Origin of the sequence: Allohahella marinimesophila, assembly GCF_039538005.1 — a bacterium.
Classification (GTDB): domain Bacteria; phylum Pseudomonadota; class Gammaproteobacteria; order Pseudomonadales; family Oleiphilaceae; genus Allohahella; species Allohahella marinimesophila.
The window spans coordinates 161,051-176,611 of record NZ_BAABBO010000012.1 but is presented as its reverse complement, the minus strand read 5'-3'; the positions used below and the strand labels follow the sequence as shown (position 1 = coordinate 176,611).

The 15,561-nt window shown below is 56.2% G+C and carries 15 protein-coding genes; 8 read left to right on the top strand and 7 right to left on the bottom strand.

Translation table 11 applies throughout. From position 1 onward, the window contains the following. The first annotated feature begins 78 nt into the window (after positions 1–78). Genes ABD735_RS14670 through ABD735_RS14660 form a run of 3 tightly spaced genes read left to right on the top strand, consistent with a single transcriptional unit; the run spans position 79 to position 2,944 of the window. Complete coding sequence (locus tag ABD735_RS14670) at positions 79–1,665, top strand: substrate-binding periplasmic protein (protein ID WP_344807722.1); 1,587 nt, start codon at positions 79–81, stop codon at positions 1,663–1,665. Between the two features lie 2 nt (positions 1,666–1,667). Next, on the top strand, positions 1,668–2,150 hold the full coding sequence (locus ABD735_RS14665) for an antitoxin Xre/MbcA/ParS toxin-binding domain-containing protein (protein WP_344807873.1): 483 nt from the start codon (positions 1,668–1,670) through the stop codon (positions 2,148–2,150). Further along, entirely contained in the window at positions 2,147–2,944 is a 798-nt protein-coding gene (locus tag ABD735_RS14660; RefSeq protein WP_344807720.1) for an RES family NAD+ phosphorylase, read from the top strand. Before ABD735_RS14665 ends, ABD735_RS14660 begins: the two co-directional genes overlap by 4 nt. A 12-nt stretch (positions 2,945–2,956) precedes the next feature. On the opposite strand, the gene ABD735_RS14655 is transcribed toward ABD735_RS14660, so the two are convergent. Next, a complete protein-coding gene (locus ABD735_RS14655) occupies positions 2,957–3,451 on the bottom strand; it encodes a MarR family winged helix-turn-helix transcriptional regulator (RefSeq protein WP_344807718.1) in 495 nt (164 codons plus the stop codon). 123 nt (positions 3,452–3,574) lie between these two features. Between ABD735_RS14655 and ABD735_RS14650 the strand changes: the two genes are divergently transcribed. Further along, positions 3,575–4,774: a multidrug effflux MFS transporter gene (locus ABD735_RS14650; protein WP_344807716.1), complete on the top strand. Its 1,200-nt coding sequence runs from the start codon at positions 3,575–3,577 to the stop codon at positions 4,772–4,774. Between the two features lie 17 nt (positions 4,775–4,791). Here ABD735_RS14650 and ABD735_RS14645 read toward each other — a convergent pair whose 3' ends face one another. From ABD735_RS14645 to ABD735_RS14625, 5 genes are all read right to left on the bottom strand, one after another. After that, a complete protein-coding gene (locus ABD735_RS14645) occupies positions 4,792–5,211 on the bottom strand; it encodes an HD domain-containing protein (RefSeq protein ID WP_344807714.1) in 420 nt (139 codons plus the stop codon). A gap of 174 nt (positions 5,212–5,385) precedes the next feature. Next, on the bottom strand, positions 5,386–5,868 hold the full coding sequence (locus tag ABD735_RS14640; protein ID WP_344807712.1) for a hypothetical protein: 483 nt from the start codon (positions 5,866–5,868) through the stop codon (positions 5,386–5,388). A 98-nt stretch (positions 5,869–5,966) separates the two neighbouring features. Next, the gene (locus tag ABD735_RS14635; protein WP_344807710.1) at positions 5,967–6,695 is read right to left on the bottom strand and encodes a hypothetical protein; all 729 of its coding nucleotides are present in this window, start codon (positions 6,693–6,695) and stop codon (positions 5,967–5,969) included. A 19-nt stretch (positions 6,696–6,714) separates the two neighbouring features. Then, the gene (locus ABD735_RS14630) at positions 6,715–8,013 is read right to left on the bottom strand and encodes a hypothetical protein (protein ID WP_344807708.1); all 1,299 of its coding nucleotides are present in this window, start codon (positions 8,011–8,013) and stop codon (positions 6,715–6,717) included. A gap of 95 nt (positions 8,014–8,108) precedes the next feature. After that, positions 8,109–8,996, bottom strand: coding sequence for a LysR family transcriptional regulator (locus ABD735_RS14625; RefSeq protein WP_344807706.1), 888 nt, complete (start codon positions 8,994–8,996; stop codon positions 8,109–8,111). A 120-nt stretch (positions 8,997–9,116) separates the two neighbouring features. On the opposite strand from ABD735_RS14625, the gene ABD735_RS14620 reads away from it, so the two are divergent. The 3 genes from ABD735_RS14620 (at position 9,117) to ABD735_RS14610 (ending at position 11,368) form a co-directional block, all read left to right on the top strand. Beyond that, the gene (locus ABD735_RS14620; protein WP_344807704.1) at positions 9,117–10,055 is read left to right on the top strand and encodes a DMT family transporter; all 939 of its coding nucleotides are present in this window, start codon (positions 9,117–9,119) and stop codon (positions 10,053–10,055) included. A gap of 91 nt (positions 10,056–10,146) precedes the next feature. Then, positions 10,147–10,383 (top strand): TIGR02647 family protein, encoded by a 237-nt coding sequence (locus ABD735_RS14615; protein ID WP_344807702.1) that lies wholly within the window; start codon positions 10,147–10,149, stop codon positions 10,381–10,383. A gap of 10 nt (positions 10,384–10,393) precedes the next feature. After that, entirely contained in the window at positions 10,394–11,368 is a 975-nt protein-coding gene (locus ABD735_RS14610) for a LysR family transcriptional regulator (protein ID WP_344807700.1), read from the top strand. 26 nt (positions 11,369–11,394) lie between these two features. Here the strand turns inward: ABD735_RS14610 and ABD735_RS14605 are convergent, their stop codons facing one another. Continuing rightward, positions 11,395–11,823 carry a DUF2069 domain-containing protein gene (locus ABD735_RS14605; protein ID WP_344807698.1) on the bottom strand — a complete coding sequence of 143 codons (429 nt, stop codon included), beginning with the start codon at positions 11,821–11,823 and terminating at the stop codon, positions 11,395–11,397. A 189-nt stretch (positions 11,824–12,012) separates the two neighbouring features. On the opposite strand from ABD735_RS14605, the gene dnaE reads away from it, so the two are divergent. Continuing rightward, entirely contained in the window at positions 12,013–15,510 is a 3,498-nt protein-coding gene (gene dnaE / locus ABD735_RS14600) for a DNA polymerase III subunit alpha (RefSeq protein WP_344807696.1), read from the top strand. The last annotated feature ends 51 nt before the right edge of the window (positions 15,511–15,561 follow it).

Below are 15,561 nucleotides of genomic sequence, written 5' to 3'. Positions count from 1 at the left end.
AACACCGCCAGACTAAGCGTTGACAACGACTCTTTCCGGGCTATTAATGGATATTGATTCCCCACCGGACTGAGCCAGATGATATGTGTCGTTCGCTACTTGGTCACCCTTACACTGGTGACTGCAGTAACATCTCCTGCTCTCAAGGCTGAAACACTGTCCGCGCTGGAAAATTCTGCTCGCGTCGCACTCGTTGCAGAGTCATCGAATAATCGTCACCCGGTGTCGGCGCTAACGAACCCGAAAGTGGCACACGAATTCAGGATTGCCTTTGGCCAATGGGCGCCTTTCAGCGATATTGAAATTAATAGTGGCGGCATCCTTTCGTCACTGACCAAAGCGGCCTTCGCCAGTGAGGGCTACGCGGTCAGTTTCTATCAGACCGACTGGCCGCATGCGTTTGAGACAGCCACATCCGGCAAGGTCGACGCCTCCGTTGGCTGGCTACATTCAGAAGAGAGAGCAAGCCAGATGCTTTACTCTGACTCGATCGCCTACACCACCAACGTCTTCTATCACCACAAAGACCTTGATGTCAGCTGGGAGACGCTGTCCGACCTTTCCTCGCTAAGGGTTGGTGTGACCTCCGGATATGCCTACGGCGCCGATTTTGACGAAGCCGTTCGTAAAAACTTGCTGAAGGTCTCTTCCGCACCTACCGACGCAGCGAATATCGAGCGGCTTATCAAAGGAGAGATCGATCTGTTTCCGGTCGATGCGTTGGTGGGCGAGCACTTGCTGGAAACCCTTTTTCCGCTGGATGCGGACTCGTTAGTCTACGATGAAAATCCTCTCTTACAGGAACCAGTACATCTGATCGTCTCGCGCGATCACCCGGAAGCAGACAAAATTATCCAGCTATTCAATCGCGGATTACGGGCAATAAAATCCTCCGGTTTGTATGAAAAGACGCTGCAGGATATCAAGATTGTTTTAGCTGTCGAGCGCATGAAGGTGTACACAGAAGAATATGCGCCTTTCAATTACCTGGATAGTGAAGGGCAGTTGAAGGGTATGGCGGTTGACGTTTTCAGCCAACTCGCAGGCATTATCGGTGCCCGTAATCAGCCCAGTGTCAACAACGTATTCCCCTGGGCCCGTGCTTATAGAGAAGCACAACGCAGCCGCAATTCGGTGTTGTTTGCGATCACCAGAACGCCCCAGCGAGAGAGGCTTTTCAAGTGGGTGGGACCGCTTGTCCGCTCAAATATTGTATTGACCGCCAGGAAGGACCGTGGTTTTGCCGGGACACCACCCGAAAAGCTCGAAGCCGTGCGAATCTGCGTTATTCGGGAAGATGTTGGCGAGCAGCTATTGTTGCAGAGAGGTGTTCCCGCCAGCGCCTTGTTTTACGTGAATAGCCCTAAAGCCTGCGCTGCCATGTTGAAGAGGGGCCGGGTCGATGTATGGGCCTATGGCAAAGAGCCCGCTCACTGGTATCTTACTCAGGAAGGCGTTGATCTTAACGATTACGAGGAGACCTTCATGTTGGAGGAATCCTCGCAATACCTGGCTTTTAATCCCAAGGTGCCGGATGCGGTCATCGGGCGATTTCAGGAAGCCCTGGACTTTCTGCGCCTGTCCGGCGGATTGAAGGAAGTGTTGGATAATTACCGCGATGTGCGCCCGGAAACGGTTCAGTCCTCGCTGGAAAAACTGCAGTAGCTATTCCACTTCAACGTGATCAGACCCATCGACATGGCGCTGATGACCTTGCATGTATTATATTCATCAATAATCTGCTATTTGTTGAATATGCATCGTCGAGTCGGAGAGATGAAATAAGCTCATTACACCCCACAGCGTCGGCGGTTGATGATCGAGCTGTGTTAACCAAGGCGCTTGTGAGAGCTTCGGAAGGCTTGGGTATGACGCGAGATGAGTTGGCGCATGTGCTGGGCCGGAATCGAACTGGTCTCATAAGAGACGGTATCGATCCGAAGGGAAAAACCGGAGAGCTGGCGTTATTGCTCATCAGGATCTATCAGGCACTGTTTGTTCTGGTAGGCGGAGATTCGAAGGCCATGAAGCACTGGGTGAAGACTGAAAATCGTGCATTCGGAAATGTTCGCCCTCTTGATCGATTGCAAAAAGTAGAAGGCCTGGTTCAGGTCGCTCAATATCTCGATGCCATGCGTGGCAAGATTTGAGCCTTACCAGTCGAATTGAGGCGGCAGTTCAGCCTATTCAGGGCCTTCTCTATCTAGTCGTTGAGTCACAGGAGCAGGTCGCCACAATAGGTCTCGTAGACAATCTCGACGAGCAGGCGGCGCTTGAGGCGCTACTGGAGGACAGTAAGCCGCCTCGTCCCCCGGCTGCGGCAAAGCTGCACTACCTGTTGGCGACGCCCTTTCGCTATCCACCCTTACGCCATGGATCCCGTTTCGGCCGCTCACACGAGCCCAGCTTGCTCTACGGTGGCTCCAACATTGCTGTGACATTGGCCGAAATTGCTTACTATCGCTGCCTTTTTCTGGCAGATATTAAAGTCCCGTTTGCAGACGGGCTCACAACTCAGCATCTCCTGTTCTCCGCAAAATACCGATGCGCTCGCGGCGTACAGCTTCAGACCGACAGCTGGGGCGACTTGCACAGCGAACTCACTAGTCCTGTCGACTATTCCAGAACCCAAAGTCTTGGCTCTGAAATGCGTGAAAATTCTGTCGAAGCATTTGAATTCTTATCTGCGAGAGGTCTGCAGGCGGAATTGTCTGAACTGCCTTATACCGCTGAGCAGGGTTACACGGGCATAAATGTTGCGCTATTTGTCCCTCAGGCTCTTGCCAAACCAAAGCCGCATTCGCAGCAGAACATGATCGTGACCACGAGCCCCGAAAAAGTCCAGCTGCTGCTTGAGAGTCACGACGGACGCCATCAGCCGTTCAGTTTTGATTCAGCTTGTTTTCTCGTGGAAGGGGTTTTGCCGACGCCCGCTGGCAGCTGACCCTCGCCGCCACTACTCCATAGAGTGCAGCACCCTAGCCAGCAGCCGATCCAATTGTGCAATGTCCTCATCCGACACCTTCGAAATCATCTCACGGTGCTTGCGACTAATGGCAAGCATCGAGTCCTCGGCCACCGTCTTGCCTGCAGCCGTAAGCTCCACCAGCTTACTCCGTCCATCCAGTTCATTATCAACCCGCCGTACCAATCCCGCCGCTTCGAGACGATGCAGAACCTTCGTCAAACCGCCCGAACTTACCAGCATGTAGTAATACAGCTGGGTCGGCGACAGCCGGTACGGCTCGCCACTTCGACGCAAGGTGCTCAGCAATCTGAAGTCCGCATCCTGCAAACCCTGAGCTTCCATTACCTGTCGAATGACCAGCTGGAAACCCTCGTTCACTCGAATCATACGCGGCACAGCGGTTGTCATCAGTGAGTGGGCTTCTGGCCAGTTCTCCCGCATGAGTGCGAGAAATTCGTCGAAGGGCAGGTGGCTGTTGCTCATGGGCATCCGGGCTCTGTGAAAGTTCGGCAAACTACCTTGCCGGAAAGATAGATGCAAGGTATTCTCTTTCTGGAAAGATAGTTGTCTTGACGGCTATGCCCGTTCAGTTTACCCAGGAAACCGATGAATAATCTCAGATTTGCGTTACCGATCGCGATGGTCATGGCGCTGGTGCCGCTCGCGCTCGATCTCTATTTGCCCGCCATGCCTGCAATGGCACTGGATTTCGGTGTGGGCGCGGACGATATCGCCACCACGATCAGTATTTTCGTATTGGGCGTAGCCCTTGGGCAGCTTGTAGGCGGTCCGCTGTCGGACCGCTTTGGCAGGCGCATCGTTATCCTCAGTGGACTGCTGGTGTTCTCAGCGAGCAGCCTCGTGATCATGATGGCTGATGTGCTGTGGGTCGCGCAGCTGGCCCGCTTTGCACAGGCGATTGGTGGCGGCTTCACGGCGGTCTGTATTCCAGCGCTGATTCGTGACCGTGCAGTCGGCGTCGAGGCGGCCAAGCTGTTCTCGCTGGTGGGCCTCATCATGATCGCCGTCCCTGCACTGGCGCCGTCCGTGGGTGCGCTGGTTCTCCAGTTTTCCGACTGGCGCAGCATTTTCGCGGTGTTGTCGGTGGTGGCCGTGCTCATGATGATCATCATTTGGCGTGTGCTGCCGAGAAGGGGTCCTGCCGTCGATCCGGTCGCGGTGCCAACACCGGTGCTGAAGCGCTATCTGCATGTCTGGCGTCAGCGCGGGGCTCGACGATACCTCGCCACGCAGGCACTGGCCTTCAGTGTGATGGTCGTGTTCGTCACCAATGCGTCGTTTATCTATCAGGACTATTTTGGCGTCTCGGAAAGAACCTTCGGCCTTCTGTTCGCTGCGAACATCGTCATGCTCGCTATCCTGAACCGGATCAACAGCTGGCAGCTCAACGTGCGATCACCCGCCACGATGCTGAACCTTGCCCTGTGCATACAGCTGGCCGCAGTGGCGACGCTCGCATGTACGCTGCCCTTTGATCCGCCACTTTGGTTAGTGGCTGGCTGTATTATTCTCACAGTAGGGAGCCATGGCATGATCGTGCCGAATTCGAGCGCCCTGTATATGAGTTGCTTCTCGCATCACACTGGATCCGCGTCGGCCTTCCTGGGCACCACTCAGTATCTGCTCGCTGGCCTTGCCGGGGGGCTCTCGACCCAGCTGCACAACGATACGCTCTGGCCGGTCGCGCTCATCATGTTGTCGTTGTCGCTCGCTGCCAACATCATTCTCGGTCGAGGCCAGCCAGCGGATGATCAGCAGTTGGAAGCGGGCGTTAGCACGCCTTAGACGGCGGGACTTCACATCTACTCGGCCAGCACCTTCAAAGCTTTGTGATACTTCCGTGCCCGGGCGATGTCCCGGTTGCTGAGCTGATCCAGGCGGGTGAGGTTGAGATTGTCCTTGATGTCGGCGATCTTCACCCGTCTGGCGAGATCGTCCTGAGCGATTCTGTTGAGAAAGCTGTCATAGCTCTCGCCACGCTGTCGCGAGAGACAGTCGACTGAAGCGATGATCTCTTCCGAGAACCCATACTTCTCCAGATCCGCTGCCGATAGGCCTGTGTCTTCCACCACATCGTGAAGCACCGCAACGATCATTTCATCGTGGTCCTCAAACTGCATCATCACCCTGAGCACATGGAGTATATAAGGATTGCCGCCCTTGTCGGTCTGCCCGGCGTGGGCGCGTGTGGCGATGGCTATCGCCTTGTCCAGATTAGTCATGATTGGATAAGTCCGTGATATCAGCCTGGTCGGCGTGGATCAATCGACCAGGAAAGTCGTCTGATGGCTGCTGTACGATAACAGCTGTTGCGGCTGGCGTGGAATAGCCCAATGGCTCAGGCGCTGATCCTTGAGTGCTCCCGGCGGTGCATATCCACAGTCGCCAGGGGCCGATCAGCCCCCCGCAGCCCGGGCCTCCTTCAACATCGCCGAGAAACCCTTCATCACCGCCAGATAATCATCAAGCGAAGACTTCAGTACCTGAAAGCCACCTTTTTCGATGGTAGCTTTGAAGTCTTTGCAGTCCATGCTTTTCGTGTCAGTTTCAATTGTTTCGGCAATTTTGGCATCGAGCAGAGGCCGCAGGGCTTTCCAGTCTGCTGAGTGAGTCATCAGTTTGGCGGACGCCCCTTCAAGCTTGCCTACCGAGTTGATGTCCTCCCAGGTCAGAATAGCACTTCTGGGAACAAGCTCCGGCTCCTCAATCAGACAGCGCCTATCGACCGCTCGCACCATATGAATCGGTACGAAAAGCTTGATGTAGGCATTAACGAAGTCATCGGCATTTGGCGCGGCCGCTTCTTTGGCGGATGCCAGCGGTGAAACAATCAAGAGCGAGGTCGAGAGTAGGGCAATCAATATTTTGTGGCGATTCATTAGGCTTCCTGGCTGGTTTGTTCGCGTATCTCCATTCGCAGGGGCTAGGATACCACCGTCAACGCAATGAGAAAGCGTTCCTCATGTTAGACGGACGCTTAACCAGCCGGATCGTCAGCAGAATGAATTTCGCTCGACACCAGGGTGCTGTTGAACAGCCTGATCGCCTTCTCCTGATAGCTGCGCCAGTTCTGTAGGTCGTCCTTTGGTATGCTGATGGTTTGGAACTTCAGGTGAGGCGTAAGTCGTGCGCCTCTGAGATTGCAGTAAATGGCTGATTTCGAACACTCGATCATGGATGCGTCGTTGCTGTCACGAGTCTTGATCAGGATGTACTCATAAGCATGCTGTTCGTATCGTTCGGCGGTGTTGTTCCAAATCAATCCGGTGGAATATGGTGCATCCGCAGGATATGACTTACTACTCGAACCCTCGAAATAAACGCCTAGAGCCAGTTTTCCGGAATCGGTCGAAGGGTCCGTGAATCCAATGTGAAACCAGAATTTCTTCGCGACGAGGTCAGTGTCCAAATCAGGATTGGCGTCAAGTTGTTCTTTCCTCCAGAGCGCATACGGTTTCTCGCTGTCAGAGTCCCACTCCATTTCGGTGCTTGTTCTCACTACCGAGCGGTTATCTTCGTCGATGTCCTCAAAATTGTAGAGATACAGCGCGCCGAAAGGCACGCGCAGGGTATATGTGACCTTCTCTGACTTGAGATACACCGTCCAGGGGGTATCGTAAGTGTTCGGTGCCTGATCGTCACAAGCACTCAAGAGCAGCAGACCGATAAGTCCGCTGCAGCTTTTGAGAAAATTATTCGTCTTCAAAATCGACGGCTCTGCTGTTTCATGCGCTTTCAGTCGCTTGAGCTTTGAGTTCTGTGAATAGATCGAATCGAAGTTGTCTATGGGCGTCGTTGATAGGGTGGTACTCCATCTCCGGCTTATCCTTTGCCAGGTGAGCCGCCACCTTAGAATCGATCAGTTTTACAACGGCTTTTGTCTCGACGAGTTGATCGAAGGTCTCGCGAAATGCATCTGGAGAATCAGGTCTCTTACCAGATACAAGCGCATCTACATCACGGCCAATACTGCTTAGCTCCCAGGCATATTTGAGTGCCGCAGGAAAGTTATCCTCAGTCATCTTTTCGAAATCCACGCCTGCTTGCTCGAACAAAACTCTGTCATCTACCTGATAGTACTCGCCCTCGAATTCAAACACCCGATCAAGGTTTGCAGCTGGTCTGGCAAGACTCGGGTTGAACGCCGGGAGCTCATCCACGGGCACCATGAGCCCCGCCTGAACGAAGTTCATTTTCCGTTCCCTCTCGGCAACGATCCGATCGGTGGGCGGCTCATCCTTGATCTGCTCCAGGTCAGGCGAGTGTAGACGGTCAAGCGCTGACCCATGATCGGAATCAAATGCCTTGTCAAATAACACTTCAATACGCTGTGTCTCGTTATTCACAACAGTAACGAAGCGGCCGTCCCTGCTGGTCTTGATATCATAGCGAGGATCGTTTGCATATTCCGATGGGCGCCGCCCGAGCTCGGCCTCATCCTGCGCCAGAATCGCGTTTTGGCTACCCTCCGATTTCGCGATATGCTCGTCGCCAGGGATTCCGATGAACTGCGCGTTTCCAGGGAAATGGTTTCCCATCCCCTTGGACGCCCAGACGGCTCGGTCGGTGTGCATGATCTGATAGGTATTGAAATGTTCCGGACGCCCTTCGTCGGCGGCATTCCTGGCTAGTCCAATAACGGCCTTATCGATTTCATGCGAGAACTGATCGAGCGTCAGTGTGTACTGCTCCGGCTTAGCCATCTTCGCTCGGAAATTTCCCTCAAGCGCCATGCCGCCAATCGCGCCAGAATAGGTGGTAATTTGCGCCTGCATGAGCAGTTGCTCGTTTCCCGTTACTGAATAGAGTTCAAGATAAGCGCCTGCACGATCGCCCTGATCGAGCCGGGCGCTCGCCTTATCAACAGCCTGGGCCAGTTCCTGGGCCGATGGCGTTCTCGGTGCAATCGCCCCGGTAAATTCGAAGGCTTTCAGTTCAGTTGGCGCGCTACTGCTTGACATGCGTGCATTAGCTGCGCTGAGAGCGAGGGAGTCCACCGGGCGGGCGGCAGTGATTGATGTCATGAGGGTCTCTTCCATGAATGGTGACGACAAGTTTCCCAATTGTGCCCGGTCGCGTCCTGTCCTACAGCTAGGGCGAACCCTAGCTAGGGTAAACCCTAGTTCTGCCCAAACAGCCTCACTACAAGCTCTCGCATCACCCCAGCCGCTGGTGCCAGCGCCCGATCCCGTGACCACGCCAGCACGCACTGCCGCCTTGGCGTCGGCGCCACGATAGGCACTGCAACCAGATCCCTGGCATGGCTGGCTTTCAAGGTCTGCGAAGGGAGAATGGTGTAGCCAAGGCCGCGGCTGACCAGTTCGAGCTGAACCCTCAACGAGTCCACCTCAATGTCGGTGGTAAAGGTCAGAGCCTCACGAAAGGCGGTTTGTTCCAGCAGGGCTCTCAGGCCATGTCGCCGGCCGGGCAGGATCAACGGCAGCTGCAGCATTTCTCTGAAGCTGATCGAGACCTGCTCTGCTTCTGGTTGGCCGCTGCGGCAAATCAATTGCAGGTCTTCGGTCCCCAAAGAGACCGTTGCGAGGCTAGCGCTGATCGAGCTACCGTACAAAATGGCAAGATTCAGACTCCCGTCCAGCAAGCGCTCCTGCAGATCGCCACTCAGCGTCTCAAAGATGCTGAGATGGACCTTCGGATAGGCCTGACGATACTGCTCAACAAGCCCACCAGTCAGCCGAACCCCTATGCTCGGAGGTAAGCCAAAGGCCAGGCTGCCACTGACACTCGCGCTCTGCACCGCCAACGCCTGCTCCAACGCAGTGGCATCATCCAGCAGGGTACGTGCATGCTGTTGCACCAGCAGTCCAGCTTCGGTGAGTACCACGCCACGACCGGTCCGCCGAAACAGCGTCACCTTCAGTTCGGTCTCGAGTTGTCGAATAACCCGACCGATCGATGGCTGCGAAAGGTCTGTCAGCCGTGAGGCACCTGAAAGACTCCCCACTTCCGCCACCTGAATGAACAGGCGGAGCTGTTTGATATCCATGACACCCGCTAATTGAATTATGAATAGCTGATACTCTGGCTCTGCGCTTGGCGAATAGCAAGCATCGGCGCACCATCACACTGTCTTCGGCTAGAATCATCGTCCACTCGGGAGATAGACGTGACACGGAAGCAGATCCTTCACTCAGGCTTGATATTGGTCGCAGTGGCGACCTTCGCCATGGCCTTCAAGGGCATTTTTGCCCGACTCGTGTATCAGGAGGGCGTCGTCGTCAACGCACTGCTGGTGTGGCGATTTATTCTGGCGGTACCGCTGTTCTGGTTCGGCGGCGTGCTGATGATGCGTGGTCGTGACAAGCCTCCGCTGACGGCGAAGGAGTGGTATCTGTGCGGGATCACCGGTTTTCTGTTTTTTATCAGTGCCTGGTGTGACTTTCACGCCATCGAAGCGCTCGGCGCCAGCATCTCTCGTATGGTGCTGTACCTGTTCCCGGCGATTCTGATCCTGATCGAAGCGCTGGAGCTGCGGCAGATGCCGACCACGCGTCAGCTGTTGATCTTTGCTGGTGCCTGGGCCGGAATCGGTATGATTGTACTGCCAGACTGGCATGGCGGGGAGCTGGGCGCTGTCGGTCTCGCCTATGGCCTGGGCGCAGCGCTGTCGTACGCCATCTTCTGGCGCATGAGCCAGCCTATCATGAACGCGATCGGCTCAGTGCGCTTCAACCAGGTGACGAACAGTTTCACCCTGGTGGCGCTGGCCATTTTTCTGCTGCCCACGCTCGAGCTTTCGCAGTTGGCGCTGACGCCGGCAGCCTTTGGCTGGATGACCCTGCTGGTGATTTTCTCCACAGTGGTGCCGTTCTTCATTCTTTTCGAAGGCATCAAGCGCTCGAACTCTGTCGAAGCGGGCGTGGTGGCGATGTTTGGGCCGGTAGTGACAGTCGTTGTGGCGCTTGCGGTGTTCCCGGACGAGGCGCTGACGCCCTTGCTGTGGGCAGGTATTGTGGTGGTTCTGGTCAGTGTGGGCGTATTGAAGCTGGTAAAACCACGGCCCGCTGTCCTCAGCCCGGCGGCTGCAGAACCCGTGCGAACGTGAACAAATCGATGCCGCTTTACAAAGTCCCTTTGTAGACTGGCGCGAGATCGTATAAAACTACACCATCGTCCAAAATAACAAGGAAACGGATATGGCGCTTACACACGATCTTGTCGCTGAAACCAACCTGCTGGTGCTGTTCAGTCTGTCGTCTACGCAGGAAGGTCTGAAGGTGCATAAGCATTCGGCCGCACCCGAGGCTGTAGCCGCTGCCGAGCGGCTGTACCAGAAAGGCCTGGTTACCCAGAACGACGGTGGCTATCTGACGGATCTCGGCATCGAGGCCGCAGAGCACGCGCAAAGACTGACCGCAATTCTGACCAGCTGAGTCATATCCAGTGGAATTGCGCTGGCTCAACGACTTCATCGCTCTGGCGCATACCAGGCACTTTTCACGGGCAGCTGATCAGCAAAACGTCACTCAACCGACCTTCAGCCGCAGAATAAAGCTGCTGGAGGAGGAAATGGGTGCCTTGCTGATCAACCGGAACACGCTGCCGCTCTCACTGACGCCTGCCGGCGAGGTGTTTCTGCACTCGGCTGAACGCATCACCGCCTTGTTGGCAGATACCCGCGAGCAGTGTCAGCGTATTCAGGCCGACGACACCGAACGCCTCAATTTCGCGACCACGCAGTCACTCTATATCAACCTGTACCAGAGCTGGCTGAAGCCGCTGTCCGACCGGCTTGACCTGACCATCGACTACGATCTCAATTCCTCGAAATGGGGGGCGCGCGAATTTGCTGATGCGCTACTGAGTGGAACGACAGATCTGATGCTGACCTACTGGCATCCGGAAATGGCGCTGTTCAGTCCTGAGCAGTCACAGCTGCTTCAGCATATTACCGTCAATCATGAGCAACTGTTGCTATGCAGTGCAGCGAATGGCGCTGGTGAGGCGGTGCATACCTTTGTGCCGGGTACGGCGGTGAGGCGCAGCTTGCCATGCATTACCTACGATAGCGACGCCTTGCTCGGCCCGGTGGTGCAGGCAACGATGGAATCGATCGACCTGGGTGTGAGCCTGGAAGTGGTCTGTTCAGAAAAGCATTGTATCGGCGTCAAGGCGCTGGTGAAGGGCGGCTTCGGTGTGGGCTGGTTACCAGGCAGGTTGGCGCACTCAGCCTTGCAGCACGGGCAGTTGGCCTTGATCGATCAACTGCAGAGTCGGATACCGCTCGAAGTCAGGCTATATCGCCTTCGCAATAATTCGCACTCGCAACTGACATACCTGTGGGAAAGTCTGGAAAGGCAGGGGGCGCAGCTGTTGACGGAGCATCTCGACCAGGCAGCGACAACAGCTGGGGGCTGAATGCCCCCTGGCTTATTTCAGCAATATCAGAGCGCTGCAGATTCCTCTGCCGAGTCCACCGGCGGCGCTGGTCTGCTCATTTTCAGATAGAGGCCTATCGCCGTGAAGTGGGCTGCACACAGCAGGGCTACGGCACTGGCGATGAGCTGGTTATAGGTCAGCCAGTCGACAATGGCTGTGGCGAAATAGATGCACAGTACGAAGCAGAAGCCGACGAGCAACTTGCGCTTCACCGCGATAACCGGCCAGGCGAAGAGCAGTAAGGGGAGGATGGTCAGAAAGCTGATGACCCACGGGCTGATGGTGTCAGCTGCGGCCTGTTCGTCGATGAGCTGAGTGTTCACGGCATTGACTGCGAACCACTTGTCGGCGAAGACGGCAATGAGTAGAAGCAGGTAGCTGAGCTGCATGGCGAGCAACATTCTCGGGGCTTTTCCAGGTACGGCAGAAGTCATGGGATCCTTGCAAGGCTTGAAACTGGTTTGAAATGATACGACCGGAATGGCAGCTGGTGCCACCGGACAAACACCGAAATCTGCTCGAAAGGCGGTTGCGAAATCGCCTTCAAGCACCGAGAATGGGTGAGCTGCAACACCGAGGCTTCGATCCCCACAGCCCGCAAATCATGGTCCAATTCTCATAGCATGACACAATTCATACATCTGCGCGTGCATTCAGATTTCTCCCTGGCCAACGGTCTGGCAAAGGTCAAGGCACTCGTCGGCGCCGCTGCGAAGCAGAACATGCCAGCGCTGGCACTCACCGACCAGACCAATCTCTGCGGTGCCATCAAATTCTACAAGGCCTGTGAGGGCGCTGGTGTAAAGCCCATCATCGGCTGCGATCTGCGCGTGGTCGATCCTGATACGCCTGGTCAGATTTCCACCATCTGTTTGCTGGTCTGCAATCCGAAAGGCTATCGACACCTGACCCAGCTCATTTCCAGGGCCTATACCGACGAGCAGCGGCAGGGTGATCCCGTCGTCAATCGGCACTGGATCCGTGATCACGCCGAAGGCCTCATCGCGTTGTCCTGCGCCCAGTATGGTGACGTAGGGCAGGCACTGCTCGCCGGCAAGCAGGGTTTGGCGCGGGAGCGTCTGGACAGCTGGCGTTCGATTTTCGCCGATCGGTTCTATCTTGAAGTTCAACGCACCGGCCGGGCGGGGGACGACCAGTGCGTCTATGAAAGCGTCATGCTCGCTCAGGCAACCGGCTGTCCGGTCGTGGCTACCAATGATGTTCACTTTCTCAGCGCGACGGACTTCGAGGCGCATGAGGCACGGGTCTGCATTGGCCAGAGCCGCACGCTGGACGACTCCCGACGCAGCCGCGAATTCAGTGACGCGCAGTATTTCAAGAGCGCGGATGAGATGGTTGAGCTCTTTGCCGACTTGCCTGAAGCCATCGAGAACACGGTCGAGATTGCCAAGCGCTGCAGCCTGACCATTCCGCTGGGCAAGTACTTCCTGCCGAACTATCCGATACCGGAAGGCATGACGCTTGACCAGTTCTTCGTGAAGGTCAGTGAAGACGGCCTTCAGGCCAGGCTTGAATTCCTTTACCCGGACGAAGCCGAGCGGCAGGCAAGGTTCCAGACCTACCGCGACCGGCTCACCTTCGAACTCGACATCATCACGCAAATGGGATTCCCGGGCTACTTCCTCATCGTCATGGACTTCATCCGCTGGGCGCGGGAGAACAAGATTCCGGTGGGGCCTGGGCGGGGTTCCGGTGCGGGTTCGCTCGTCGCCTACGTGCTGGGCATCACCGACCTGGATCCACTGGCCTACGACCTGCTGTTCGAGCGCTTCCTGAATCCCGAGCGGGTGTCGATGCCCGACTTCGACGTCGACTTCTGCATGGATGGTCGCGACGACGTCATCAACTATGTGGCCGAGACCTACGGCCGGACGGCTGTATCACAGATCATCACCTTCGGTACGATGGCGGCCAAGGCCGTCGTACGTGACGTCGCGCGAGTGCAGGGCAAGCCCTATTCGCTTGGTGACCGCCTGTCGAAGATGATCCCCTTCGAAGTCGGCATGACGCTGTCCAAGGCGTTGGAGCAGGAAGAGGCGCTGCGTGAATATATCGCCAACGACGAAGAAGCCGCTGAAGTCTGGGAGATGGCGGTCAAGCTCGAAGGTGTGACCCGAAACGTGGGTAAGCACGCTGGTGGTGTCGTCATCGCCCCCACCGAGCTCACCGACTTCTCGCCGCTGTACTGCGACGAGCACGGTGGCGGTCTGGTCACCCAGTACGACAAGGACGACGTGGAATCGGCCGGTCTCGTGAAATTCGACTTCCTGGGTCTGCGGACCCTGACCATCGTCGACTGGGCCATCAAGATCATCAACGCCCAGCGCGAGAAGACCAACGAGCCACCGCTCGACATTGCCCGCATCGATCTTGAAGACAAGGCGGTGTTCGACACACTGAAACGTGCCGAAACCACGGCAGTCTTCCAGTTGGAAAGCCGCGGCATGAAGGAGTTGATTCGTCGGCTTCTGCCTGACCGCTTCGAAGACATCATCGCCCTCGTGGCTCTGTTCCGGCCGGGGCCGCTGCAGAGTGGCATGGTCGACGACTTCATCAACCGGAAGCACGGCCGGGCGCCGCTGGCCTATCCGCACACTGACTTCCAGCATGAGTCCCTGAAGCCTGTACTGGAACCGACCTACGGCATCATCCTGTATCAGGAACAGGTCATGCAGATTGCCCAGGTCATGGCTGGCTACAGTCTAGGTGGCGCCGACCTGCTGCGCCGTGCGATGGGCAAGAAGAAACAGGAGGAGATGGACAAGCAGAAGGCCTTCTTCGTCGACGGTAGTGAAAATAACGGCATATCTCGCGATCTGGCTGAGAAGATCTTCGATCTTGTTGAGAAGTTCGCTGGTTACGGTTTCAACAAGTCGCACTCTGCCGCTTATGCACTGGTGTCCTATCAGACTGCCTGGCTGAAGACAAATTACCCGGCGCCTTTTATGGCCGCGGTGCTGACAGCTGAAATGCAAAATACCGATAAGGTGGTCACACTCATTGAAGAATGTCGACGCATGAAGCTGGTTGTGCGCCTGCCGGATGTCAACGTCAGTAGCTTCACCTTCACCGTGAACGACGACGGCGATGTGGTATATGGACTTGGCGCCGTGAAGGGGCTGGGTGAGGGCCCCGTACAGAGCATTACTGAAGCACGACAGAACGGAGCCTTCGAGGATCTTTTCGATTTTTGCCGCCGTGTGGATCTACGCAAGGTGAACAAGCGGGCGCTCGAAGCACTCATCAAATCCGGAGCACTCGACGCCCTGGGACCTGGCCGGGCCAAGATGCTGGCGGTGCTCGAAGACGCCGTCAAGCAGGCTGACCAGCACAACCGTAACGAAAGCGCTGGCATGATGGACATGTTCGGCGACGACGTGGTCGCTGTGGCTGCGGATCCCTTTGCCTCTGCCGCACGCATCCGTGAATGGAGTGACAAACAGCGCCTGGCCTATGAAAAGGACACGCTCGGCCTGTATCTCAGCGGACATCCCTTCGATGAGTATGAGTCTGAAGCCCGTCGTTTCGCCCGCCTGCCGATCTCCGAACTGCAGCCAGCCAAGGATACTCGAAAGATCGCCGGCCTGGTCGTGGCCATGCGCACGATGAAAACCAAGCGTGGCCACCTCATGGGCTTCGTCACGCTGGATGATCGAACCGCACGAATAGAGGTGGCCTTCTTCGGTGAGGCGCTCGAGGTCGTCCGCGATGTGCTGGCGATGGATCAGATTCTGGTCATCGAGGGTGAGGTCGAGGAAGACACCTTCTCTGGCGGCCTGCGAGTGCGCGGCCATTCAGCAGTCAACATCACTGATGCCCGGAATGCCCTGGCGAGCAAGATGACGCTGGCGATTGGCAGTGAGCGTGTTGATGACTCCCTTATTGGCGAGCTCAGCAGCCTGCTGCAGCAGTTCAAGCCAGCCAATGGCAATGGTAGCAATGAGCGGGTCGGATGCCCGGTCAGCATACGCTACCAGCATGACTTCGCCGAGGCGGAGCTGGCCATGGACGACAGCTGGCGGGTCAGTCTCTCGGATGACTTGCTGCACGGATTGCGTTATCTTCTGGGCGATCAGAACGTCGCCATCGTCTATAACTGACGTTGACCACTTTATATAAGTTGAAGGATTTTTAGCCGATATGGCCAGTGC

Bases quoted from the DNA above. Each gene is read 5' to 3' on its own strand.
- ABD735_RS14670 (WP_344807722.1), top strand. From the start codon at position 79: ATGATATGTGTCGTTCGCTACTTGGTCACCCTTACACTGGTGACTGCA.
- ABD735_RS14655 (WP_344807718.1), bottom strand. From the start codon at position 3,451: ATGAGCAACAGCCACCTGCCCTTCGACGAATTTCTCGCACTCATGCGG.
- ABD735_RS14650 (WP_344807716.1), top strand. From the start codon at position 3,575: ATGAATAATCTCAGATTTGCGTTACCGATCGCGATGGTCATGGCGCTG.
- ABD735_RS14645 (WP_344807714.1), bottom strand. From the start codon at position 5,211: ATGACTAATCTGGACAAGGCGATAGCCATCGCCACACGCGCCCACGCC.
- ABD735_RS14640 (WP_344807712.1), bottom strand. From the start codon at position 5,868: ATGAATCGCCACAAAATATTGATTGCCCTACTCTCGACCTCGCTCTTG.
- ABD735_RS14630 (WP_344807708.1), bottom strand. From the start codon at position 8,013: ATGACATCAATCACTGCCGCCCGCCCGGTGGACTCCCTCGCTCTCAGC.
- ABD735_RS14625 (WP_344807706.1), bottom strand. From the start codon at position 8,996: ATGGATATCAAACAGCTCCGCCTGTTCATTCAGGTGGCGGAAGTGGGG.
- ABD735_RS14615 (WP_344807702.1), top strand. From the start codon at position 10,147: ATGGCGCTTACACACGATCTTGTCGCTGAAACCAACCTGCTGGTGCTG.
- ABD735_RS14605 (WP_344807698.1), bottom strand. From the start codon at position 11,823: ATGACTTCTGCCGTACCTGGAAAAGCCCCGAGAATGTTGCTCGCCATG.
- dnaE (WP_344807696.1), top strand. From the start codon at position 12,013: ATGACACAATTCATACATCTGCGCGTGCATTCAGATTTCTCCCTGGCC.